The organism is Thermostichus lividus PCC 6715, from assembly GCF_002754935.1.
In the GTDB taxonomy this organism is placed as follows: Bacteria; Cyanobacteriota; Cyanobacteriia; order Thermosynechococcales; family Thermosynechococcaceae; genus Thermosynechococcus; species Thermosynechococcus lividus.
This window is the reverse complement of record NZ_CP018092.1, coordinates 1,062,734-1,083,712: the sequence shown is the minus strand read 5'-3', so window position 1 is coordinate 1,083,712 and position 20,979 is coordinate 1,062,734. Positions and strand designations below refer to the sequence as shown.

The 20,979-nt window shown below is 56.0% G+C and carries 22 protein-coding genes, 1 tRNA gene and 3 pseudogenes; 13 read left to right on the top strand and 13 right to left on the bottom strand.

Annotation, left to right across the window (positions count from 1 at the left end):
• Positions 1–256: 256 nt before the first annotated feature.
• Positions 257–1,120, top strand: coding sequence for a Tab2/Atab2 family RNA-binding protein (locus BRW62_RS05460; protein WP_099798608.1), 864 nt, complete (start codon positions 257–259; stop codon positions 1,118–1,120).
• Positions 1,121–1,132: 12 nt separating this feature from the next.
• Here the strand turns inward: BRW62_RS05460 and truB are convergent, their stop codons facing one another.
• The 3 genes and pseudogenes from truB to BRW62_RS05445 form a co-directional block, all read right to left on the bottom strand.
• The gene (gene truB, locus BRW62_RS05455; RefSeq protein WP_099798607.1) at positions 1,133–2,002 is read right to left on the bottom strand and encodes a tRNA pseudouridine(55) synthase TruB; all 870 of its coding nucleotides are present in this window, start codon (positions 2,000–2,002) and stop codon (positions 1,133–1,135) included.
• Positions 2,002–3,486 carry a TolC family protein gene (locus BRW62_RS05450; RefSeq protein ID WP_099798606.1) on the bottom strand — a complete coding sequence of 495 codons (1,485 nt, stop codon included), beginning with the start codon at positions 3,484–3,486 and terminating at the stop codon, positions 2,002–2,004. Before BRW62_RS05450 ends, truB begins: the two co-directional genes overlap by 1 nt.
• Before the next feature lie 205 nt (positions 3,487–3,691).
• Positions 3,692–4,018: pseudogene (locus BRW62_RS05445) on the bottom strand (helix-turn-helix domain-containing protein); the annotation flags it as partial.
• 193 nt (positions 4,019–4,211) lie between these two features.
• Here BRW62_RS05445 and BRW62_RS05440 point away from each other — a divergent pair.
• The 4 genes from BRW62_RS05440 to BRW62_RS05425 all read left to right on the top strand — a co-directional run bounded on the left by BRW62_RS05440 (position 4,212) and on the right by BRW62_RS05425 (position 6,878).
• The gene (locus tag BRW62_RS05440; protein ID WP_099798605.1) at positions 4,212–4,850 is read left to right on the top strand and encodes a response regulator transcription factor; all 639 of its coding nucleotides are present in this window, start codon (positions 4,212–4,214) and stop codon (positions 4,848–4,850) included.
• Between the two features lie 151 nt (positions 4,851–5,001).
• The gene (locus BRW62_RS05435; protein ID WP_099798604.1) at positions 5,002–5,604 is read left to right on the top strand and encodes an anthranilate synthase component II; all 603 of its coding nucleotides are present in this window, start codon (positions 5,002–5,004) and stop codon (positions 5,602–5,604) included.
• 64 nt (positions 5,605–5,668) lie between these two features.
• The gene (locus tag BRW62_RS05430; RefSeq protein WP_099798603.1) at positions 5,669–6,418 is read left to right on the top strand and encodes an MBL fold metallo-hydrolase; all 750 of its coding nucleotides are present in this window, start codon (positions 5,669–5,671) and stop codon (positions 6,416–6,418) included.
• Positions 6,419–6,506: 88 nt separating this feature from the next.
• Positions 6,507–6,878, top strand: coding sequence for a ferredoxin-thioredoxin reductase catalytic domain-containing protein (locus BRW62_RS05425; RefSeq protein WP_099798602.1), 372 nt, complete (start codon positions 6,507–6,509; stop codon positions 6,876–6,878).
• Here BRW62_RS05425 and panB read toward each other — a convergent pair.
• Positions 6,875–7,672, bottom strand: coding sequence for a 3-methyl-2-oxobutanoate hydroxymethyltransferase (panB, locus tag BRW62_RS05420; RefSeq protein WP_099798601.1), 798 nt, complete (start codon positions 7,670–7,672; stop codon positions 6,875–6,877). The genes BRW62_RS05425 and panB overlap by 4 nt on opposite strands.
• A gap of 70 nt (positions 7,673–7,742) precedes the next feature.
• Positions 7,743–8,705: a hypothetical protein gene (locus tag BRW62_RS05415; RefSeq protein ID WP_099799849.1), complete on the bottom strand. Its 963-nt coding sequence runs from the start codon at positions 8,703–8,705 to the stop codon at positions 7,743–7,745.
• 365 nt (positions 8,706–9,070) lie between these two features.
• Here BRW62_RS05415 and BRW62_RS05410 point away from each other — a divergent pair, with 365 nt between their 5' ends.
• Positions 9,071–10,027 carry a glycosyltransferase family 2 protein gene (locus BRW62_RS05410; RefSeq protein WP_099798600.1) on the top strand — a complete coding sequence of 319 codons (957 nt, stop codon included), beginning with the start codon at positions 9,071–9,073 and terminating at the stop codon, positions 10,025–10,027.
• Here the strand turns inward: BRW62_RS05410 and leuD are convergent.
• Entirely contained in the window at positions 10,018–10,608 is a 591-nt protein-coding gene (gene leuD / locus BRW62_RS05405; protein ID WP_099798599.1) for a 3-isopropylmalate dehydratase small subunit, read from the bottom strand. The two genes, BRW62_RS05410 and leuD, sit on opposite strands and share 10 nt — an antisense overlap.
• Positions 10,609–10,745: 137 nt before the next feature.
• Between leuD and BRW62_RS05400 the strand changes: the two genes are divergently transcribed.
• The 3 genes from BRW62_RS05400 to BRW62_RS05395 are packed head-to-tail and all read left to right on the top strand — an operon-like array spanning position 10,746 to position 12,989.
• On the top strand, positions 10,746–11,711 hold the full coding sequence (locus BRW62_RS05400) for a DNA polymerase III subunit delta' (protein WP_099798598.1): 966 nt from the start codon (positions 10,746–10,748) through the stop codon (positions 11,709–11,711).
• Between the two features lie 43 nt (positions 11,712–11,754).
• Positions 11,755–11,907, top strand: a complete 153-nt coding sequence (locus tag BRW62_RS13295) for a hypothetical protein (RefSeq protein WP_198406175.1) — start codon at positions 11,755–11,757, stop codon at positions 11,905–11,907.
• A complete protein-coding gene (locus BRW62_RS05395; RefSeq protein WP_227517597.1) occupies positions 11,880–12,989 on the top strand; it encodes an efflux RND transporter periplasmic adaptor subunit in 1,110 nt (369 codons plus the stop codon). The genes BRW62_RS13295 and BRW62_RS05395 overlap by 28 nt, the downstream gene beginning before the upstream one ends.
• Before the next feature lie 51 nt (positions 12,990–13,040).
• Here the strand turns inward: BRW62_RS05395 and BRW62_RS15120 are convergent.
• Positions 13,041–13,154 (bottom strand): annotated as a pseudogene (locus BRW62_RS15120) (ferredoxin); the annotation flags it as partial.
• Between the two features lie 83 nt (positions 13,155–13,237).
• Here BRW62_RS15120 and BRW62_RS05385 point away from each other — a divergent pair.
• Together BRW62_RS05385 and BRW62_RS05380 are read left to right on the top strand one after the other, a co-directional pair.
• Entirely contained in the window at positions 13,238–15,043 is a 1,806-nt protein-coding gene (locus tag BRW62_RS05385) for an aspartate kinase (protein WP_099798597.1), read from the top strand.
• On the top strand, positions 15,030–15,968 hold the full coding sequence (locus BRW62_RS05380) for a DMT family transporter (RefSeq protein WP_227517596.1): 939 nt from the start codon (positions 15,030–15,032) through the stop codon (positions 15,966–15,968). The genes BRW62_RS05385 and BRW62_RS05380 overlap by 14 nt, the downstream gene beginning before the upstream one ends.
• On the opposite strand, the gene BRW62_RS05375 is transcribed toward BRW62_RS05380, so the two are convergent.
• Positions 15,965–16,333, bottom strand: coding sequence for a hypothetical protein (locus BRW62_RS05375; protein ID WP_099799848.1), 369 nt, complete (start codon positions 16,331–16,333; stop codon positions 15,965–15,967). The genes BRW62_RS05380 and BRW62_RS05375 overlap by 4 nt on opposite strands.
• A gap of 173 nt (positions 16,334–16,506) precedes the next feature.
• Here BRW62_RS05375 and prmC point away from each other — a divergent pair, with 173 nt between their 5' ends.
• Positions 16,507–17,292 carry a peptide chain release factor N(5)-glutamine methyltransferase gene (prmC, locus tag BRW62_RS05370; RefSeq protein ID WP_227517595.1) on the top strand — a complete coding sequence of 262 codons (786 nt, stop codon included), beginning with the start codon at positions 16,507–16,509 and terminating at the stop codon, positions 17,290–17,292.
• Here prmC and BRW62_RS05365 read toward each other — a convergent pair.
• Together BRW62_RS05365 and BRW62_RS05360 are read right to left on the bottom strand one after the other, a co-directional pair.
• Positions 17,252–17,554 carry a DUF3493 domain-containing protein gene (locus BRW62_RS05365; protein ID WP_099798595.1) on the bottom strand — a complete coding sequence of 101 codons (303 nt, stop codon included), beginning with the start codon at positions 17,552–17,554 and terminating at the stop codon, positions 17,252–17,254. The genes prmC and BRW62_RS05365 overlap by 41 nt on opposite strands.
• The gene (locus BRW62_RS05360) at positions 17,523–18,188 is read right to left on the bottom strand and encodes a pseudouridine synthase (protein WP_198406174.1); all 666 of its coding nucleotides are present in this window, start codon (positions 18,186–18,188) and stop codon (positions 17,523–17,525) included. Before BRW62_RS05360 ends, BRW62_RS05365 begins: the two co-directional genes overlap by 32 nt.
• Before the next feature lie 54 nt (positions 18,189–18,242).
• Here BRW62_RS05360 and BRW62_RS05355 point away from each other — a divergent pair.
• A tRNA-Asn gene (locus BRW62_RS05355) sits at positions 18,243–18,314 on the top strand.
• A 4-nt stretch (positions 18,315–18,318) separates the two neighbouring features.
• Here BRW62_RS05355 and BRW62_RS05350 read toward each other — a convergent pair.
• The 3 genes and pseudogenes from BRW62_RS05350 to BRW62_RS15115 form a co-directional block, all read right to left on the bottom strand.
• Positions 18,319–18,951 carry a response regulator receiver protein gene (locus tag BRW62_RS05350; protein ID WP_099798594.1) on the bottom strand — a complete coding sequence of 211 codons (633 nt, stop codon included), beginning with the start codon at positions 18,949–18,951 and terminating at the stop codon, positions 18,319–18,321.
• A 140-nt stretch (positions 18,952–19,091) separates the two neighbouring features.
• On the bottom strand, positions 19,092–20,000 hold the full coding sequence (locus tag BRW62_RS05345) for an AAA family ATPase (RefSeq protein ID WP_099798593.1): 909 nt from the start codon (positions 19,998–20,000) through the stop codon (positions 19,092–19,094).
• Positions 19,993–20,939: pseudogene (locus tag BRW62_RS15115) on the bottom strand (bifunctional riboflavin kinase/FAD synthetase). Before BRW62_RS15115 ends, BRW62_RS05345 begins: the two are co-directional and overlap by 8 nt.
• Positions 20,940–20,979 lie beyond the last annotated feature (40 nt).

The following is a 20,979-nucleotide window of genomic DNA, read 5'->3' as shown; positions in this document are numbered from 1 at the left end:
TTGAGCGGAGGAGACTTCGCAGCAGGCAACCACAGTTGTGGCGCAACAGCACGACAGAAAATCATGACTGTTGTGTGGCTTAAGTCAAATTAAGCCTTGACCCGCAGTTAACCTTTGATTGCACCAGTTCTGCCCGCTGAAAATCTGTATCGCGTTATACATTTACTTGGGCTGCCAAAACCGCCTATCCTAGGGAAGGCAACCTTGTCACTCGTTAAGGTGGCGTTTTCTCTTGTGGGAGTGGGGCAGTCGGCCAATGGATAGGATATGGGAGCTAGATTTTTATTCCCGACCTGTAGTGGATGAAAACAACAAAAAAATTTGGGAATTGCTCATTTGCGATCGCCAGTTACAGTTTCAGTTCAGCAAAACCTGTTCAGGTACTGAAGCCAATGCCCGCTGGTTACAGGCGGCTCTTGGGGAAGCATTAGGGGAGTGGCAGCAGCAGTTTGGCCTAGCCGCCGACACTCAGCCCGATCGCGTACGGTTTTTTCGCCGTGCCATGAGCGCTATCATTACGCGTGGGGGCACAGCTGCTGGGTTAGGGATGCTGGCCAGTCGGCGCACCTTTGCCCTCTACCACTGGTTGCGAGAGCGCCACGCCCACGTTTATCCCAGCTTAGCCAACTATCAGGCAGAGCTTGCCGAGGCTCTGCAATTGTTGCCCCCTGCCCCCGAACCGTTACCCCCCGCCCTCATGGGCGATCGCTGGCAGGTCACCGCCTTGCCTTGGCAGGAGCTAGCAACAGCCCATGAATGGCAACTGCCCTTTGGGGATATTCCGCCCTTACCCTTTTTACAGTTAGCGCCAGACACGATTATTCCGGGGGTCATCATTTACTCACAGCGCGCCCTACCTCTGGCGGGTTGGCTCTCAGGGCTAGAACCGGCCTACCTTTCCCTTGAATCTGAGCCACAACCGCTGCTGATTCTCGACAGTGGTGCCAGCGATCGCTGGGTGTTAGCTCGCTTGCGAACCGAGGCACTGCGAGGGGAAATCACAGCCTTTATGGAGGCATGCAAGGCCAGCAGGGGGCTACACTTCATTGCCGTGCAGGAGAGACCCCAGCAAGAGCAGTTACAAGGGTTTTGGTTACTTCAACAGTTGAGTGTGGTTTGAGGGGCAATTCCCTTAGTCCCTCAGCACAACCTTAGGTTGAAGGCGATCGCCGATGCTGATGCCAAGCCCCAAACAGGCTTGAGTAGCGGCACAGGTGACCCCCATCAGGGTATTCTCAGGTTGGTGCCAGTCCCCTAGTACCCCTCGCCCATGGTACCAATCTGTCACTTGCCCAGCCTCCAGCGCCACCCACGGCAAATGTGCTAAAACCCTTTGGGGCGACAGCAGCGGTAAATCGGTTACGGTGATCTGGTCTAAGGCTACGCTCTGCTCAATGGGCAAGCCGCCACTTTCAACCCGCCGCAAGGCGCAGAGGGTGCCCCCCACCCCCAGAGCACCCCCCAGATCCCGGGCAAGGGCGCGAATATAGGTGCCACTGCCACAGGTAATGCGCAAGGTCACTTCTGGTTGATCCCCCGGCTGCCACATCAACAGATCAATGGCGTTAATCTCAACCGTTCGCAGGGGCGCATTGACCACCTCACCCGCGCGGGCACGGGCATAGAGCCGCTGTCCTGAAACTTGGATGGCGCTATAGGCGGGGGGGCGTTGCTCAATAGTGCCAATAAACTGAGGAAGGATGGCTTCAATGGCTGCCACGGTTAACTGCTGCGCCGTCGTAGAAGTCAGCACGGTGCCGGTAATGTCATCGGTGGTTGTGGTCAGGCCAAAGCGAATGGTGCCAACATAAACCTTTGTCTGTGGCAGATACGGCAGCAGCCGCGTAGCCGCTCCGATGGCGATCGGCAGCACCCCTGTAGCCATCGGATCTAAGGTACCCCCATGACCAATACGTTTGTAGTGCAGTTGCCGCCGCAGTTGGGCAATGCAGTCGTGGGAGGTGTAGTTTGCCGGTTTATCCAGATTCAAAAAGCCCAGCATTAGGGAGTAGAAGCTGTTTGCGGATTTAGGGGTAAGCCACTCACAAACCGCTGCAGTGCGGCAATAGCGCGGTTGTAGTCAATAGTTGAGCTAAGGAGGTTGCTTTGCGCCTGAATCAAGGACGTTTCAGCATTACTTACCTCCGCTTGGGTGCCAATCCCCGCCTGAAACCGCAGCCGCGCTAACCGTAAGCCTTCCGTTGCTTGGCGCACCGCTACTTCATTGGTGCGGATGTTCTCTTGGCTAGACTTCAAGGTGTAGTAGGCTTGCTCTACTTGAAAGCGAATCAGGTTCTTAAACGCTGCGTACTGGGCTTCAGCGATCGCCGCTGAACTTTCTTGCTGCGCCGCACTGGCACGGGAGACGCCGCCATCAAACAGCGTCCAATTCATTTGGCCACCGACGGTATAGCCCCAGCGGGGAGCAAGGGAATCACTCAGGTCATCGGTGGTATTAAAGCTGCCCCCGGCCACCAGTTGGGGGCCTAGGTTCCCCAAGGCCACGCGCCGCTGTTGCAAGGCAGTATTGCGCTGGGCAAGCTGTTGCTCCAGTTCAACCCGATTGCGGAAGGCAAGGGTAATACTCTCTTCGAGGGAAAGTTTCCATTCCCCCACCACTTGAATGGGGTCTGCGGCCTGCACAGTCGCCTTATCATTTAGGCTCAGGGTTTTCGCCAGTTGCCGCTGTGCCGTTTTTAGCTGGCTTTGGGCTTGCACCAACTGCTGTTGGTTGTTGGCCAATTGCACTTCGGCAGTTAACACGTCAAAGAGTGTGCCGAGGCCGGCCCGTTCCCGAGCTACGGCATCCCGCAAACTAATTTGCGAGTTTTGGACAGCGGCTTGGCCAATGCGCACCAGTGCTTCTGCCTGCTGAATATTGTAGTAGTCGTTGGCCACATCTTGGCGCAGTTGCTCAAATTGGCGTTGCAGATCCAGTTCGGCATTGCGCACCTGTTCCCGCGCTGCTTGAATGCTGCCGGAGCGCTGCCCCGCTGTAAAGATGTTGTAGCCTAACTGAACCGTATTGGTCCAGGTGTTACTGGTGGTGTTTAAGGGCACAGGTGGTATCCCCAGACCACCGCCCTTGATAAATGCCTGCTGTGCTTGGGCATTTTGCAGACGAATGGCCGCCGAATCGGTACGGCTAATATTTGTTTGGAACGACAGGGTAGGATACAAGGCTGATTCAGCTTGGCGCAATACTGCCCGGCTCTGTTGCAGTTGAGCCTCAATAATTTGTAACTGCCGATTATTGCGGCGTGCCAATTCAATCGCCTCGGTGAGGGTAATGGGGCGATCGACATCAATAGTGACCTGCTCAGGCCGGCTGGGTAAGTAGAGGGGATCAGGATTGGGATTGAGGGGGATGAGATCTGCAGCGGTTGTCCTTGGTTGGGCGATCGCCCCCGGAATGGCCATCAGTAACAGCCCGCTCAAGTGACCCAGAAGCCAAAGACTCTTTTGCCACATCACTTGGTTGTCCATACGCACTCCTCCCACCGATAACACTCCTGCTACGGCTTAGCTGCGCCTAATTTGACATCCTCCCTGTCCTCTAGAGGACGGGGATTCCCAAGTCTCACGACGTAGGTTCCTGCTTCATTGCAACTGCCGCCACCCTTATTACGTTAGCGCTCCGCGCCGCCAAGGCGAACCCTCCACAGGCGGATAGCGTGTGTCCCACGGCCAAACTGCCGCCGTTGCGCTTCTTGTTGAACTGTGGGTATCCCGCTCGTCCCGCAAAGCAGTTGGTGAAGGCGGTTTGCAGATGCCTGAATCTTTGTTGCAAGGGAGCGCTGCTAACTTCATTCAAAAACTGGAAGTCATCCTGTTTTTTCCACTCCGTCAGCATGGCAGAGGGTTGGACGTATTCAACTCGCTCTTGCGGTTCATCCCATGCGTCAGTTCGCGCTGTCACCGCTCGGTTGTACACCAGTCGGACACAGTCAAACATTTTCCTCAGCAAGCTTTCTTGCTCAGGGGTTGGATAGAAACGATAGCTGTAAGCCTTTTCCATGCGTTAAATTATAACTTGTAAGTTTGCATTTGGCAGTCTGGGACTGCTGCTCCTATCCCTCCCCGCCCTACAGACAAACCGGGGTATCTCGGAGGTTTAAGATAAAAGGCTGGGGCAAGTGATGGGGCAATTTAGAATAGGGGCAGATTAAACGCGCTCACCCTAGAAATGCTCCTGCCGCTGCGTTAACGCCATGACCCAGACCCATAACCGCCAAAGCGCCACCATTTTGCTGGTAGATGATGACCCCAACTTAGTCTTGCTAGTGAAAGACTACTTGGAAATGCAGGGCTACGCAGTACTCACCGCCGCCCACGGTCGTGAAGCCCTAGACCAATTGCAACAGCATACGCCTGATCTGATTATTTGTGATGTGATGATGCCGCAGATGGATGGTTATAGCTTTGTCAGTACAATGCGACAGCATCAGCATTTACACTGGTTACCGGTATTGTTTCTTTCCGCTAAGGGGCAAACCCACGATCGCATCAAGGGGCTACAAACAGGAGGCGATGTGTATCTTGTCAAACCCTTTGAACCCGATGAACTGCTCGCCCAAGTGCAAGCCTTACTGAAGCAAACCGCACGGTTGCGAGAGCAGCAGCGCACCTCCCCCACAGCGCCGACACCGCCCCCGGGGGTTGAGCTAACCCCCACGGAAACCCGCATCTTGCAGTACGTGGCGCGGGGGTTGGCTAACCGCGAAATTGCCGCGGAACTGCATGTCAGTCAGCGCACCGTAGAAAGCCATGTGAGTAATATGCTAGGGAAAACAGGACTTCACAACCGTACAGAGCTGGCTCGCTGGGCCATGGATCATCACTATGCCTAGTTTGACACTCCCTTCGCGTTCAGCAGGAGAGCTACCCATGACTCTGCTACCATCCATGCGTCCTAGCTTGCTACCCATGGGGGAGAAAGCGATCTCCCCTCCTTTCAACGGTAAAATGACGGGACACTGCAACTTTGGAGGCTGTTAGCCATTGATTATTGTGATCGACAACTATGATAGCTTCACCTACAACTTGGTTCAATACTTGGGGGAGCTAGCTACGGAGTTTGCCGTTGCTGCTGATCTCCGTGTTTTTCGCAATGACAAGATCACCCTTGCCGATATTGAGACCCTAGCCCCAGACGGCATCGTCATTTCTCCGGGACCCGGGCGGCCAGCAGATGCTGGTATTTCCGAAGCAGTGATTCGCGCCTACGCGCCTAAGTGTCCTATTTTAGGGGTGTGCTTAGGGCATCAAGCGATTGGCGAGGTGTTTGGTGGCACTATTACATTGGCACCAACTCTGATGCACGGTAAAACTTCCGACATCTATCATGCTGGGGTAGGAGTCTTTGAAGGTTTGGCTCAACCATTTACTGCCACTCGTTACCACAGTTTGGTCATTGACCGCGAGACTTGTCCCGATGTCTTAGAAATTACGGCATGGACGGCAGATAACCTGATTATGGGGGTTCGCCATCGGCAGTATCCCACCCTTGAAGGGGTACAGTTCCATCCTGAAAGTATCTTGACCCGCTGCGGCAAAGACTTGCTTAGGAACTTTTTGGCAACAGTTGCCCGTCAGCGGCCTTAACTAGCCTCGCGGCATAAGCCAATTTTTCTCTATACTTAGCTGGGAATGCACTGTGGGGAGACCTATGGAACGGCGACAGTTTTTGCGTTGGGCGCAGGTAGGGGCGATCGCCAGTTTAGGAGGACATTGGGCGGCTCACGCGCAAGGAGCAGGACTGTCACTACAATGGCTGGGGCACACTTGCTTTCTGTTTAGCGGCAGTGGCCAGCGGGTTCTTGTGAATCCTTTTCGTCCCATGGGATGTACCAAAGGGTTACGCCCCCCCCGCGTTGCTGTAGATATTGTCATGATTAGCAGCCGCTTACTGGATGAGGGGTACATTGAAGGGCTGCCGGGTCGCCCGAAGCTGCTGTTTCAACCGGGTAACTATAAAGTCAATGGTCTGACAATTCAGGGAATTCGGACAAACCACGATCGCGTGGGTGGCTTTCGCTTTGGTGTTAATGTTGTGTGGCGGTGGCAGCAGGGGGGGGTCAACATTCTCCATATGGGGGGAATTGCTATGCCCCTCAGCATTGAGCAAAAAATTCTCATGGGCCGACCCGATGTGATGATTGTGCCTGTGGGGGGCACTGACAAAGCCTATACTGCGGCAGAGGCCAAAGCTGCGATTGAGTTATTGCAACCCCGTTTAGTCATTCCGTCGCACTTTCGCACCGCCGCCTCTGATCCAAACAATTGCGATCTAACGGGCTTAGATGACTTTTTAGCGGTGATGGAAGGTACCCCTGTGCGGCGAAGTGGCAGTAGCTCACTTGCGGTCTCAGCGGGGAATTTGCCACAAACAACAACGATTCAAATCCTCAGCTTGTAATACGTGTAGTAACACCGTTGGAATCTCTGTGACGTTAGGCTAGGGAGTATGTCAAACTATAGGAATGTCCTCCGTCGCAAATTGTGCCATGAGTAATGCCTACAAGCCACAGCAAGCCTCTGACAAAAATTTAGAAGCCGTGCGCAAATTTGCGGAAACCTATGCCCAACGAACAGGAACCTACTTTTGCGCTGATCTAGGAACCACTGCGGTTGTTTTAGAAGGTTTAGCCAAACACAAAGACGATTATGGATCGCCCCTGTGCCCCTGCCGACACTACGAAGATAAGGAAGCGGAAGTGGCGGCAGCCTACTGGAACTGCCCCTGTGTACCCATGCGAGAACGGCGCGAATGCCACTGTTTACTATTTTTGACACCAGATAATCCGTTTGTGGGCACCCAGCAAACAATTACCTTTGAACAAATTCGCGAGGAAACAAACCGTTTTACGGTGTCCTAGGGCTGAGGGGGCGGGTAAATGCGGGAGCGCACGTCGTGACAGTACTGCTGCAGCGCAGCGATCGCCTGCGTACCAAGGTCAGCGTACACCGGCGCAAAGGGCGGCGCTTGAGGGGTCAACCCCAGCACATCGGCAGTGACCAGCACTTGCCCATCGCAGTGAGGCCCTGCACCAATACCAATGGTGGGAATCTCTAGTTTGGCAGTAATGCGTTGGGCGAGCTCACTGGGAATATGCTCAAGAATTAAGGCAAAGGCACCCGCCTGAGCTAGGGCGATCGCGTCGGCAAGAATTGCCTCTGCTGCCTGCTCAGTTTTTCCCTGCTGCCGCAGCCCGCCCAACTGATGCACCCGCTGGGGCAGTAATCCAACATGACCCAAAACTGGAATCCCCGCTTCCACAAGCCGTTGAGTGGCTGCACAGACCACTGGTGAGGCACCCTCCATCTTCACCGCTTGCACCTCCGCTTCCTTTACCAGTTGTCCCGCCGATCGCAGCGCCTGTTCCGGGCTTTCGTGATAACTCAAAAAAGGCAGATCGCACACCACAAAGCTAGCAGTTACCCCCCGCCGCACCGCCCGCGCATGGTGAATCATCTGCTCTAGGGTGACCGGTAACGTGGTGCTGTAACCCAAGGCCACCATCCCTAGGGAATCCCCTACCAAAATTACATCAACCCCTGCTGCATCGAGCAGCCGCGCCCAAAGATAATCCCATGCTGTCAGCATCGTAATGGGATCACCGTGCTGTTTTTTTTGCTGGAGTTGGGGTAGGGTAACGGGGCGACGCGCCATGGGCAAGGGAAATAAGACCGTACCCCCTATAGTGCAAGGGATTGGCAGCAGCGTCAATTAGGGGGCGCGCTTAGAGGCGATCGCGCAGTTGGTTAACCATGGCTTGCGCCGAAGCCTCATCCTCAAACATGCCTAACTGAATCTTCGTTTCAGCACCATCACCCACTAAGAACGCATCCGGCAAAATCTCCTGAACTTTGGCTAAGTCCGCCGGCTCGGTATAGGGGGCAAGCACATAGTAACGGCCATTACTCGCGTGCTCAATAAATACCTTGGAGGGGGTAGATTCCACCACTGGCGATGGGGACGATAGGGCTGGACTAGGTTCAGGGGAGGACGCTGGCTCCAGTTGCGCAAGGGTACTGCGGTTAACATCAGGAAACTCGCGGGCGGCCATATTTGGGCCAGAGGGGGGAGCAGACGGGCTGGTGTCCGCTGGTACCTCGTTCACCACCACGGTAGGAGTCTCCTGCCGTGCCAACCACAAAAGGGTGCCGCCACCGAGTCCCGCAAGCACCCCAATAACGATCAGCCAACGTTGAAAATGGTGCGACCTGTTGCGATCCTGCTGCTGAAACCACGGACGGTTATTCTGACGAGCGTGCTTGAGGAGTTCGCGGGTAGAGGCAAAGGGGCGTTTGGTCTGCTGCTGCGGTGGGGAAGCAACGGCTTCAGGGGCACTGCTGGTGTAGGACTGGGGCAATAGTCCCGCCAGTTCTGCTGGGTCAAAGTCGATAAACTCGTCCGTATCGCTCTGGGCGGCCGTGGCGTCAGACTGCAGGCTCAGAGAAGATGGCAGCTCAACAGGGGCAGGGGCTGCTGCAGGAGCGATGGGGGTGGTGACGACAGGAGCAGGGGTGTCTAGAGGCTCAGACACGGTAAGCCCCGGACTGCCTGGCTGAGGAGTTTCGAGAGGACGGTGAGACTGAACAAGCCGATGGCAGCGAAATTGAGTGAGTTCTGCTTCTAAACTAAGATTTAGGGAGGCCAAGGCAGCTTGCAAACGGTTGCGATCAAGGGTCGGGGTAGTCATAGCGGTGGATCCTGCAAATTGGCTCTCGGGTGCTAGCAACATTCCCTTGCCTTAACGGCAAAGTACAGCAATTTATGCACCAAACTGTGCAGGTTGATAGGAGTGACACAGAGGGTTAGCTTGGTAGCTCCGTACTTTAGTACAGGGTGGAAAAGCCCTAAAGCAACTTTAGTTGCTCTGTGCTAAACTATACTTGGTCGTCATCCTTGGTGAAAAACCCAATCGGCGACAGTTGTTACAAGTAAGCAGAACCTTGGGGCTTTGCCTCTAGGAACTGTGTAGGGGCGTCTTGACAACGCCTTTATGAGTTCGTTTATGGACTGCGTAAGAATCCCCCACCTTTAGGTGCTGGGAGTGTCAAAGGTGTGATCTCTCTGCCCCAACTCAGTATTTGCATTCCGGCCTATAACCGCCCCGATGGGCTGCGCACTGCTGTTACCTCCATCCTGAGTGCCCTGACTCCAGCTCAGACTGCGGCGATTGAACTCGTGATTACGGATGATTCAACCCTTGCCACGCCACAGGTCGAGTGTCTTCTCCATGGTTGGCAGGGGGCATGGCAATATCACAAAAATCCGCAACGTTTGGGGATGGTTGCCAATTGGAATCAGAGTTTGGCCTATGCGCGGGGCGAGTTTGTGCTGTTACTGCACGATGATGATTATCTGCTACCGCAGGGGATACCCCATCTTCTGCATACGCTGAACTGCTACGGTTCGCGGTATGATGTGTTCCTGTTTGGGGTGCATCTTGTGGATGGGCAGGGGCACTGTTTGCGCAAACAAATTCCGCCTCGGGCACGGTGGCTCCCACCCGCCACTGCGGTACGGCAACTTTTATCGCACTCCTCCTTTGTCCGCTTTCCTGCCTTGGTGTGGCGGCGATCGCTCCTAGCGCGGGTGGGGGAATTTAGCCACACCTACGGTGAAGCTACAGATATTTATCAATGGCTCCGCTTCTTTGCTACTGCGGGAGTCTATACGGTTCCTCTGGCCACTGCAGCCTATACAATTCACGATCAAGCCCTGAGCATGGGGATGTTTCAGCCCCAGACCCTCGGTCACCTCAGTGCTATCTTTCAGGAAGCCCGCCAGCTTAACCTTCTGCCCCCTAGGGTACTGCATCACGCCCAGCGGGATTTCCTACACCAGTTTATTTTGGCTGGCACATGGCGGTTTTTACGGCGACGACAGTGGCAGCAGGCCGCCGCTGTGTACCGCCTGTTGGAAGCACCCGAAGTTACTGGGCGATCGCCCCGCTGGGCCGTGACCCGCTTCCTGTTTGGGGTGGCATTGCGTCTGCTGCGGGTAGATCAGGCATAAGCTAGATAGGGCAATTGGGCTGCCACTTGGTGAATCTGGGTGAGGTTAGCAAGCAGTTGGCCGCAGGCATCCCATTGGCCAGAGAGCAGCATTTGGCGGGTGCTGTCGGGCATACTTACCTCTAGGGTCAAGTCCGCACCACTGAGGGTCAGAGTCTCAAGGTTCAACACCAATTCTGTAGTCGGTGCCGTCTCTAGCAGCGTTTGTAGCCGTTGAATTGCTTCGGGTGCTGCTGTGACGCAGGGCACTCCCATCGCTAAGCAATTACCGGCAAAAATTTCGGCAAAGCTTTCGCCAATCAAGGCTTGAATTCCCCAGCGGGCGATCGCTTGGGGGGCGTGTTCGCGACTTGAGCCACAGCCAAAATTGGCATTCACCACCAGCAGACGTGCCCCTTGATACTGGGGGGCATCGAAGGGGTGCTGTCCATTGGCAGCGTGGCGATCGTCAGCAAAGACGTGGGCACCTAACCCATCAAAGGTGACACAGCGGAGAAAGCGTGCCGGAATGATGCGATCGGTATCAATGTCGTTGCCGCGCAGGGGCAAGCCACGGCCTGTAATACGCTGGATGTTACTCATAGGGGTTAGTTCACCAGTTGCAGGGCTACTAAAAGCCCCCAGCTTTAACTGGGGGTAGGTTACTAAATAGTAAACTAGCTAGCGCTGAGTTTTGGATGTCAATACACGCAGTTACTAAGGGACGTTCAAGGTCAGGCATGAGTGAGGCATGGTTTGCAGGGGTCATTGGCCAGCCGACAGCCGTAGAGTTGCTGAGCTATGCGGTGCAGCGCCAGCGGTTGGCTCCGGCCTATCTATTCGTGGGGGCTGAAGGGGTGGGCCGCGCCCTCACAGCCCGCCACTTTCTACAGATCCTTTTGGGGCAGCAGCCGTCGGCGATCGCCTCCCTGACCAACCATCCTGATGTGCTCTGGGTTGAGCCCACCTACAGCCACCAAGGGACGCTTTACACCCGCGCCCAATTGATGGCGGCGGGTAAAGATATTCCCCGGGGCACCGCCCAGATTCGTCTTGAGCAAATACGTCATCTCAGTCGGGTGCTGAGTCAACCTCCCATGCATGCCCCGCGATCGCTAGTGGTCATTGAACAGGCGCAAACCCTCAACGAAGCCGCTGCCAATGCCTTGCTAAAAACCCTCGAAGAGCCGGGTCGGGCAACTCTGATTCTGATTGCCCCGAGCGAAGCCTCTGTGCTCAATACCATCGTCTCGCGCTGCCAAAAAATTCCCTTTACCCCCTTGCGCCGCACTGACTTAGAAACCGTTCTGCAGCGGGTGGCTCCCGCCAGTTTTTGGCAAGAGGTGACCCCAGAACTATGGCACCTTGGCGCTGGTTCCCCGGGAGCCGTGCTACACGCATGGCAGACGTGGCAGCAGATCCCCGAAGCCTTCCGCACCCTAGGGCACCAACTGACCTGTCCCATGCCGCTGCGTCAATGTCTTGAGCTGGCTCGTGACCTGAGCCAAATGCTTGAGGTGGAACGCCAAGTGTGGCTGCTGAGTCTGATGCAGCAGCAGTGTTGGCGCGTTTACTCGCAACAGGGTAACTGGGCGGCGGCGATGAGCGCTCTGCGGCATCTCGAGCAGGCACAGCAGTATTTGCAGCAGTACGTCCAACCGCGCTTAGTGTGGGAAGTCCTGCTGATGCAGCTCAGGGCACTGTGATAGGCTGGGGTCAAAAATGTGCAGTGTCGGGGGGAATATTTTAATGATTGGGCAACGGCTGACGGGGGCGATCGCGGTGGGGGTTCTCCTTGGCGGGTGTCAGTCGGCAATGAACCGCTTAGATGCGCCTGCGGTGGCACGGCCAGAGAGGGAGGGGTGGCGGTTGATGTGGCAGTTGCGCAGTTGGGGCAATTAGAGAGCGACACCACTCTAACTGGAACTACCCATCCCTACCGTGAGGTTATGGTGCGCTCCCAAGTTGAAGGCCAAGTGGTTCGCCTTGGCGTTGACGTGGGCGATCGCGTCAGGGCGGGGCAAGTGTTGGCAGAGGTGGATCCGATTGTCCTCAAAACCGCTGTTTTTGAAGCCGAAGCAGAGTTGGCTGCCCGTCGCAATGAGGTCATTCAAGCCCAAGCGGCTGTCAACAGTGCTCGCACGGCCGTCGAAGAAGCGCGACTCATCCTGCAACAGGCAGAAAGTGATGCCCAACGCCTTGAAACCCTCCGCCAAGATGGGGCGGTCTCTGCCCAAGCGGCAGAACAAGCACGCACAACCGCCCAAACCGCACGGCAGGTGTTGCACTCTCGCCAAGCGGAAGTGGTCACCGCACAGCAAGGGGTAGCCGTCGCACAAGGGCGAGTCCAAGCTCAGGCGGCCTTTGTTCAACAAGCTCGGGCGCGCCTCAGCTATGCCCTGATGAAATCGCCCCTCAATGGCGTTGTCTTAGAACGGCTCACAGAAGTCGGTAACCTGCTGCAACCGGGGGGAGAGGTACTGCGTTTAGGGGATCTCAAGCAGTTGAAAGTGGTTGTCGAGGTTTCAGAGCAGGAACTGGGGCGGCTTGCCCTAGGCCAAAAGGCTACCTTGACCTTTGATGCGGTTCCCAATCGCACCTACAACGGTCGTATTAGCCGTATTTCCCCAGCGGCTGATGCACGGCTGACCCCTGTGGAAATTCTGATCGATAATGGCGATGAACGCCTTGGCAGTGGCTTGTTGGCTCGGGTGACCCTTGGCTCGGTCAATCCCCCACGGCTATTGATTCCCCAGTCAGCCTTAGCAGGGGCAGAGGAGGGGCGACTGTCCGCACGACAAGGCACCGTTTTTGTGGTTATGGGCGATCGCGCCGTTGAGCGGGATGTCCGGCTGGGACAGCGGCGACAGGGAACCGTAGAAATTCTAGAGGGGCTAGAGGTTGGCGATCGCTACGTGGTGCGATCAAGTCGCCCGCTTCAAGACGGGGATAAAATTCGACCCAGTATTCTGTCCCAACGCTAGGAAAAGGACATCGCAGGATCGCTAAGGTGCGATGCCGATCCCAGCGGGGCATTAAGCCAACAGTGATGGCTCTTGTTCAGGCAGAATTGTGCAATTAGACTGGGCATAGCTCATGCACAGCAGAACATACCTTGCCTCTATCTGCTCATCGTCAAGGAACGATTGAGCAGTGCCCCAGTGACGCTGCCCAAACGGACATTGACCCCATCGCTAGACTAAGATAGCGAAAGCATTGTTTCAGCACAGGCATGGGACTCATTGTACAAAAGTACGGCGGCACCTCCGTCGGTAGTGTAGAGCGTATCCAAGCCGTAGCACAGCGGGTGCAGGCAACGGTGGCAGCGGGGCATCAGGTGGTGGTGGTGGTCTCCGCGATGGGCAAAACCACCGACAGTCTTGTGGAACTGGCGCGAGCCATTACCCCCCACCCCAGTCAGCGGGAAATGGATATGCTGCTGTCAACGGGCGAGCAGGTCTCGATTGCCCTATTGACCATGGCGCTCCATGCCCTTGGGGAAGCGGCGATTTCCTTGACGGGGGCACAGGTGGGGATTGTCACTGAACCCGCCCATACCCGTGCCCGCATTCTGCACATCGAAACCCAACGCCTTGAGCGGCACCTCAAGGATGGCCAAGTAGTTGTGGTGGCAGGTTTTCAGGGGATTACTGCCGATGCAGATTTTGAGGTCACGACCCTTGGTCGCGGTGGCTCTGACACGTCGGCTGTGGCCTTGGCGGCTGCCCTGCGGGCGGATTGTTGCGAGATTTATACCGATGTGCCGGGCATTTTAACCACCGATCCACGGCTGGTACCCACTGCCCAACTGATGGCCGAAATTACCTGCGATGAGATGCTGGAGTTGGCGAGCCTAGGGGCAAAGGTGTTGCATCCACGGGCGGTGGAAATTGCCCGCAATTACGGCGTTGATCTGGTTGTGCGCTCCAGTTGGAGTGACGATCCGGGAACACGGGTCGTTGCACCCCGGCGATCGCCCCGTCCAGTTGAAAACCTAGAACTAGGCAAGCCGGTGGATGGGGTGGCCTTGGATACGGATCAAGCCAAAGTGGCGCTGCTACGGGTGGCGGATCGCCCCGGGGTGGCCGCCCAGCTCTTTGGTGAATTGGCCCGCCAAAACCTTGATGTGGACTTGATTATTCAATCGATCCACGAAGGGCAAACCAACGATATTGCCTTTACCGTGCAAAAGGCGGCACTCAACCAAGCAGAGGCCGTGGCCACGGCCTTTTATCCACGGTTGAACCCCCACCAAGTGGTGCAGGAAACGGATGTTCTTGTGGATCGCGATATTGCCAAAGTCAGTATTACCGGCGCAGGGATGATTGGTCGCCCTGGGGTGGCCGCGCAAATGTTTTCGGCTTTAGCCGCTGCTGGCATTAACCTCCAGATGATTTCCACATCGGAAGTGAATGTGAGTTGCACGGTGGCAGCAGCAGATGCGGGGCGTGCCATTGCGGTGCTGACTCAAACCTTTGGCGTGGAGGCTGACTCTGCCTGCCCCCAACAGACGACGGCAGCACCGCCGGTACGGGGGGTTGCCCTTGACGCAAAGCAGGCGCGGCTGGCGATTCGCGATGTGCCCGATCGCCCTGGGATGGCAGCAGCTATCTTTCAGAGCCTTGCGGATGCGGGGATTAGTGTGGACATGATCATTCAATCCCAGCGATCGCGATCCCTCGCAGGGGTGATGAGTCGGGATATTGCCTTTACGGTGGCAGCAGCAGATGCCGATCGCGCCGAAGCCTTACTCCAAGACCTGCAACCCAAGCTAGGCTACACCGAGGTGTTAGTGGATCGGGCGATCGCCAAGGTCAGCATTGTCGGCGTGGGGATGATTCACCGTCCGGGCATTGCCGCCCAAATGTTTGCGGCGCTTGCCCAGGAAAGCATCAACATTCAGATGATTGCCACCTCAGAAATTCGAGTCAGTTGTGTCGTGGCGGCCACCGATGGCGTTCGCGCCCTGCAAGCGGTTCACAGTGCCTTTGGCCTCGATGGCGACACACCGATCCCCATTCCCAATGTCGGCAAGTAGTCCACCCCGCTGGTGCATTGCCCTCATCCTAGCCTTGGGGGTGCTGGCGGTTTCTACGGCAGCGGTGTTAGTGCGCTGGGGCACCCAAGGGCTGAGCACTGACTCCTTTGGCACCACCGTAGGCTTTAGTATGCTGCTGGCAGCGGGACGGCTGTCCTTGGCGGCTATTTTTCTGTCCCCACAACTGTTTTACTGGCCGTGGCCCGACCTAGGCGATCGCAACCTGCGCTACGCATTGCTGGCGGGGGGTGCGTTGGCGGCTCATTTTAGCCTTTGGTTTACCTCCCTCAGTTACACGTCAGTGGCGGCCTCCACTACCCTAGTCACCACAACCCCCATCTGGTCAGCACTCATCAGTTACGTTTGGTTGCAGCAAACCCTAAAACCCCGGACGATGCTAGGCATGGGGATAGCCTTGATGGGCAGTGCCCTGATTGGCTGGGGCGAACCCACCAGTGCTGCCGCAAGCCACCCCCTGCTGGGGAATGCGTTAGCATTAGCGGCAGCTTGGGCGGTCAGCCTATACTTCCTGTGGAGCCAGCGTGCCCAAGCGACTGGGCTGCACATCCACCGTTACGCATTGATTGCCTATTCCACTGCGGCGATTCTCTTACTGCCCATGCCACTGCTGCTAGGGGTCCCCTACACGGGTTGGCCCAGAACGCTGTATCTGGCTATCGTCCTGCTGGCACTCATTCCGCAGCTAGTTGGCCACACCAGCTTGAATTGGGGGGTGCGGTGGCTGTCTCCCACGTGGGTTACGCTTCTTGTGCTGGCAGAACCCGTCGCCGCCAGCTTATTTGCGTTGCTCTTATTTGGGGAGGTACCGGCGCTATCGGTGGTTGTCGGTGGCGCAATTGTCCTGATGGGGCTAACCATCTCCCTATGGCCTTATCAGAGGATAGGGTCTGGGAGCAATTCCTAGGGGGGCTTGGGCGATCGCCGCCGTTGCTTGAGGGTATCGAGGGCATCGCCCAAGGCAGTAATCAGACTTTGGCGGGTGCGGGCATGATGTTGACGCTCCTGCTCCAGCGCCAAATGTAACCGCTGATTTTCCAGCAAGGCCTCAATTAATTGCTGTTGTAGATCCGTGATCGAGGTTTGCGCCCGTACCCTAGCCTCAATGCGAGCCACCTCATCCGCCCAATCAGACGATTCTGGCAGATCAACCGCTGGTGATGGCTCTGGCGGTGCCGCAGTTGGCATAGCGTTTTGCAGCTCATTGGCTCGCGCCTGCGCCTTTTGCAGTTGCTCTTGGAGGCGTTGAAGCTGATCCTGAAAATCTGCCACAGTGAATATAAGGCACAGCATGATCTAGGGCTATTGTGATACGAGTATCCTCAGAAAACAAGTCTCAATCATGTTCCATTAGTGGTGAGCACCTATGGGAGTGGTGGCAGTGGGCCTGCCAGTGCATTCCTGAGACTGAAAAAGCCGCTGGTCGAGCTGAATTGAAAACCTTTTTGCTTGCGTTCAGTGAGTTAACCCCCCTCGACCTGACCCTGCACAGTTACCGCAGCCAGCCTTCTCTACCCTTAAGACTGCCCCTTGCCGAACTCAGTTATCGCTGGCAACAACGCTGGCAACAACGGGTGCCGCTGCAGTACCTTCTGGGATGTGCCTACTGGCGAGATCTGGAATTGACAGTGACCCCTAGTGTCTTGATTCCGCGACCAGAAACCGAGGAACTGCTGGAGTGGGTTGACCGCTGGGTTCCTGTTCATCAACAGCAGGGGCACTGGCTGGATTTAGGTACCGGTAGCGGGGCGATCGCCTTGGGACTGGCGCGCCTATGGCCACAAGTCCAGCTTCATGCAGTTGATCGCAGTGCTGCTGCCCTAGCCGTAGCAAAAATTAATATTCAGCGCTACCGGTTGGGCGATCGCATTCACTGCCACCAAGGGAGTTGGTTTGAGCCAATCGCCCCTCTCAAAGGTCAGGTACAGGGTATCATCAGTAACCCCCCCTATATTCCCACGGCCATGATTGCCCGCCTGCAACCGGAAGTGCAGTACCACGAGCCCCACCTTGCCCTTGATGGCGGCAGTGACGGGCTGGCAGCGGTGCGCCTCCTTGTGCAAGCTGCCCCCGCGTATTTGCTGCCCCAGGGGTGGCTCTTTATAGAACTCATGGCGGGGCAGGGGAAGTCGGCACGGGCGATCGCCACGGCCACCGGTGCCTATCAACAGGTGCACATCTGCCCTGATATCAATCGGGTGGATCGATTTTTGGTGGCACAGTGCCACTAGAGCGTTGGGGCGATCGCGGCTGATCCCATCGCCATAGGGCAACCATCACGGCAACAACCCCTAGCTGCAAAGCCAAACTCCAGCCCACATCTGCCGGAGCAGTCCCTGCCAGCCACTTCAAGCTAAGGATGAAGCCGCCCATTAGCCCTGAAGCTGCAAAAACGCCATAAAAAACGCGCCGTAGCCCGCGATAGGGTGCCTGAGTTTCTGAGCGCAGCCGCTGCCGAAAATCAGCCTGTTGAGGGTCTTTGGAATGAGTCATAATCACAAATTTTATACAGAACAGGCTCTAAAGAGCACAACCGTCGCAAGTGTGTCACCTCTTGGGGGGTCAAATGCCGCCAGCAGCCGGGTGCAAGATCGTTCAGTTCAAGGCAACCAAGAGCAACCCGCACCAAACGAAGCGTGGGGAAGCCAACAGCAGCAGTCATGCGCCGCACCTGTCGATTACGCCCTTCCCGTAAGGTGATGCTGAGCCACGCCGTAGGAATATAGCGGCGAAACCGAATCGGTGGCGTCCGTGGCGGTAAAGCGGGAGCCTCAGGTAGAACCGTAACAGTGGCCGGCAGGGTGCGATCGCCTCGAATCAGTACCCCTTGGCGAAGGTGTTCCAGAGCCTCAGGCGTAGGGTGCCCTTCCACCTGTACCCAGTAAGTCCGGGGATGGCGGTAGCGGGGGTCAGTCAGGCGGTGTTGTAGGCGCCCATCGTTCGTGAGCAACACCAAGCCTTCGCTATCATAGTCGAGGCGACCCACCGCATAAATATCAGGAATGGGGACGTAGTCCTTGAGGGTTTGCCGACCCCGTTCATCCTGAAATTGGCATAAGACCCGGTAGGGCTTATTCAAGATGACGTAGCGATAGACCAAGGGAACCTCCAGTGGCAACCCTAGCATACCATGGGCTTGCCAAGTGATTCTAGCTAGGCTATAGTAAGAAATCGTCCATATTCCTCAGTAGCTCAGTGGTAGAGCGGTCGGCTGTTAACCGATTGGTCGCTGGTTCGAATCCGGCCTGAGGAGTTTCCTAATAGCTTGAGCCACGGTAACGGCGGCGACGCTGACCATCTTCATCCCCTTTGGGTAAGGTGCTGGTGTCTGCAACAGTACCAACTCCGCGGTACTGCTGCATACTTTGGGACGGTTCAGGTGCAGCGGGTTCGACCGTGGGTGACGGCGCTGGCGGGGGGGGAGATTGCAGGGGGGCTGAGAGGCGACTCAAACTCTCCATCAAGGCATCCTGCTGAATGGGCAGCGCATCCAGCAACTCTAGAATACGGGTGAGGTGGGACACCGCCGTAGCAATCAGGGTGGACTCTTGAATACCTGGGAGTAGATCGGTCGCGCCGAGGCGTAATGCCCAACGGCGTTCGGCACTGCTAATTTGGCGTTCTTGACCCACGGTAATCACAATCGGCAGCGATGGAAAGCGAGACTGGGCAACCTGACAAAACCGGTAGGGATTGGTTACGGTCATCCCTAGATCCAACAAGAGCAAGTTGGGCAGGGTCAAACCAGCGGTTTCCATTTGCTCTAATACGCCCAGAATGTCACCATCGAGGCTTTCCCAGATGACCGTGATGTTTTGACTACTGAGAATACTATGCCAAATTTCCCCCTGACGTTGAACCGCTTGCGTCATTAGTACGGTGGGTTTCATGATCTCAAAATCCTTCAAAATTTTGCCGCCAAGGATGCAGAAACCAACTGCAACATTCGTCGTTTATTTAACTCTACTTAACAACGATGACAGTTTTAGAGACTGCGAGATGTTCACCGAGAACACTCTTGCCACTTCTCCTAGGGCACAGGCACAGCGTCCAGTAACTCGGCAACAACTCCTAAATTGGAGCGACCAGCAGTGGTAATTAGACGATGTCCCAGAACGTGAGGGGCGAGGCGTTTCACATCATCAGGAACAACATAATCCCGATCACAGAGAAAGGCCAAGGCTTGAGCCGTGCGCTGGAGCATAACGGTGCCGCGGGGGCTAACACCTAGGGTAATGCGATCGCTGTGGCGAGTGCTGCGGACAAGGCTAAGAATGTACTTTTGCACAACCGGCTCAACCCGTACCTGCAGAACCTGCTGGCGCAACTGTTCAATCTCACTGAGACTTAAGCAGGGACTAAGCTGGTTTATATCTAAGCCTCCCCGCAGGCGCTGGAGCATTTGTAGCTCTTCCTCTTCAGTGGGGTACCCCAAGCTCAGACAGAGGGCAAAGCGATCGAGCTGTGCCTCAGGCAGCGGAAACGTACCTTGGTACTCCACCGGGTTTTGGGTGGCAATCACAAAAAAGGGCTGGGGCAACGGGTAGGTGACCCCGTCAATGGTGACTTGGTACTCTTCCATCACCTCGAGTAAGGCCGACTGCGTGCGCGGTGTAGCCCGGTTGATTTCGTCCGCCAGCAGAATGTTGCAAAAGACTGGCCCCGGACGGAATTCAAATTCAGCGGTTTTCGGGTTCCAGATATTTGTGCCCGATAAATCCGTTGGCAGGAGATCAGGGGTGGCTTGAATGCGCTGAAAGGAACCGCCAAGGGAGCGTGCCAAGGCTTTAGCCAAGAGCGTTTTACCGACACCAGGCACATCTTCGAGCAGCACGTGCCCCGCCGCCAGTAAGCCCACCAGCACTAATTCAAGAGCAGTTTCCTTGCCCACCATCACTTGACCCAGATTGGTCACCAATTGCTGTAGGGGATCACGCATAGGATTTAACTCGCCGTAGATGGGTGGCGGCCTCGCAGCAGTCCCGCACAATTTGGGATTGCAGATCCGCTAAGGCTGAAAACTGCATTTCGGGGCGAATAAAGGCTTCAAGGTGTAGGGTTAGCTCGTGGCCGTAGAGGTTACCGCACCAATCCAAGAGATGAACTTCTGTGGTCACGGCTCGGCCATCTACGGTAGGACGCACACCGATATTCACCACCCCCAACTGGGGGCTAGGGAAGATGGCTGCTGTGACCCAGCAGGCATAAACACCATGGCGGGGCAAGAGTTTATCGGTCGGCACGGCTAAATTAGCGGTCGGAAACCCCAGTTGACGACCCAGTTGGTGGCCGTAGATCACAGTTCCCGTCAGTGCATAGGGTCGCCCCAATAGCTCGCGGCAAGATCAACATCCCCGGTGGCTAGGGCGGCACGGATGGCAGAACTACTGACGCGATCGCCACCATGACAGTAAGGGGGCACAATATGGACAGGAATGCCAAAGGCGGCACAGAGGGTTCGCAAATCCTCAGCAGTACCAGAGCGCCCACGCCCAAACCCAAAATTAAAGCCAACACTGAGCACCTTGGCCTGGAGTTGCTGCACCAAAATCTGCTCAATAAATTCTAAGGGCGAAAGCTGCGCCAACTGCTGCGTAAAGGGTAAAACAATCACCTGTTCAATGCCATACTGGCTGAGCAGGGCGCGTTTCTCAGCGGCGGGGGTCAACAGTAGCCGCTCCTCCCCTGTAAAAAACGCTTGAGGATGGGGGGAAAAAGTAATGATCGAGCGGTAACACTCTGGGGGTGCCGCCTCGATAAGGGTATGGATGACGTGCTGATGCCCCCGATGGACACCATCAAAATTGCCGAGGGCGATCGCGGTAGGGGTTTGCAAGGGTAAGCAGCACACTAGTTGACACAGGAAACATTTTGACACATTTGCCAAAATTGTGGCAGTCTTAACAGACTAGCTATGT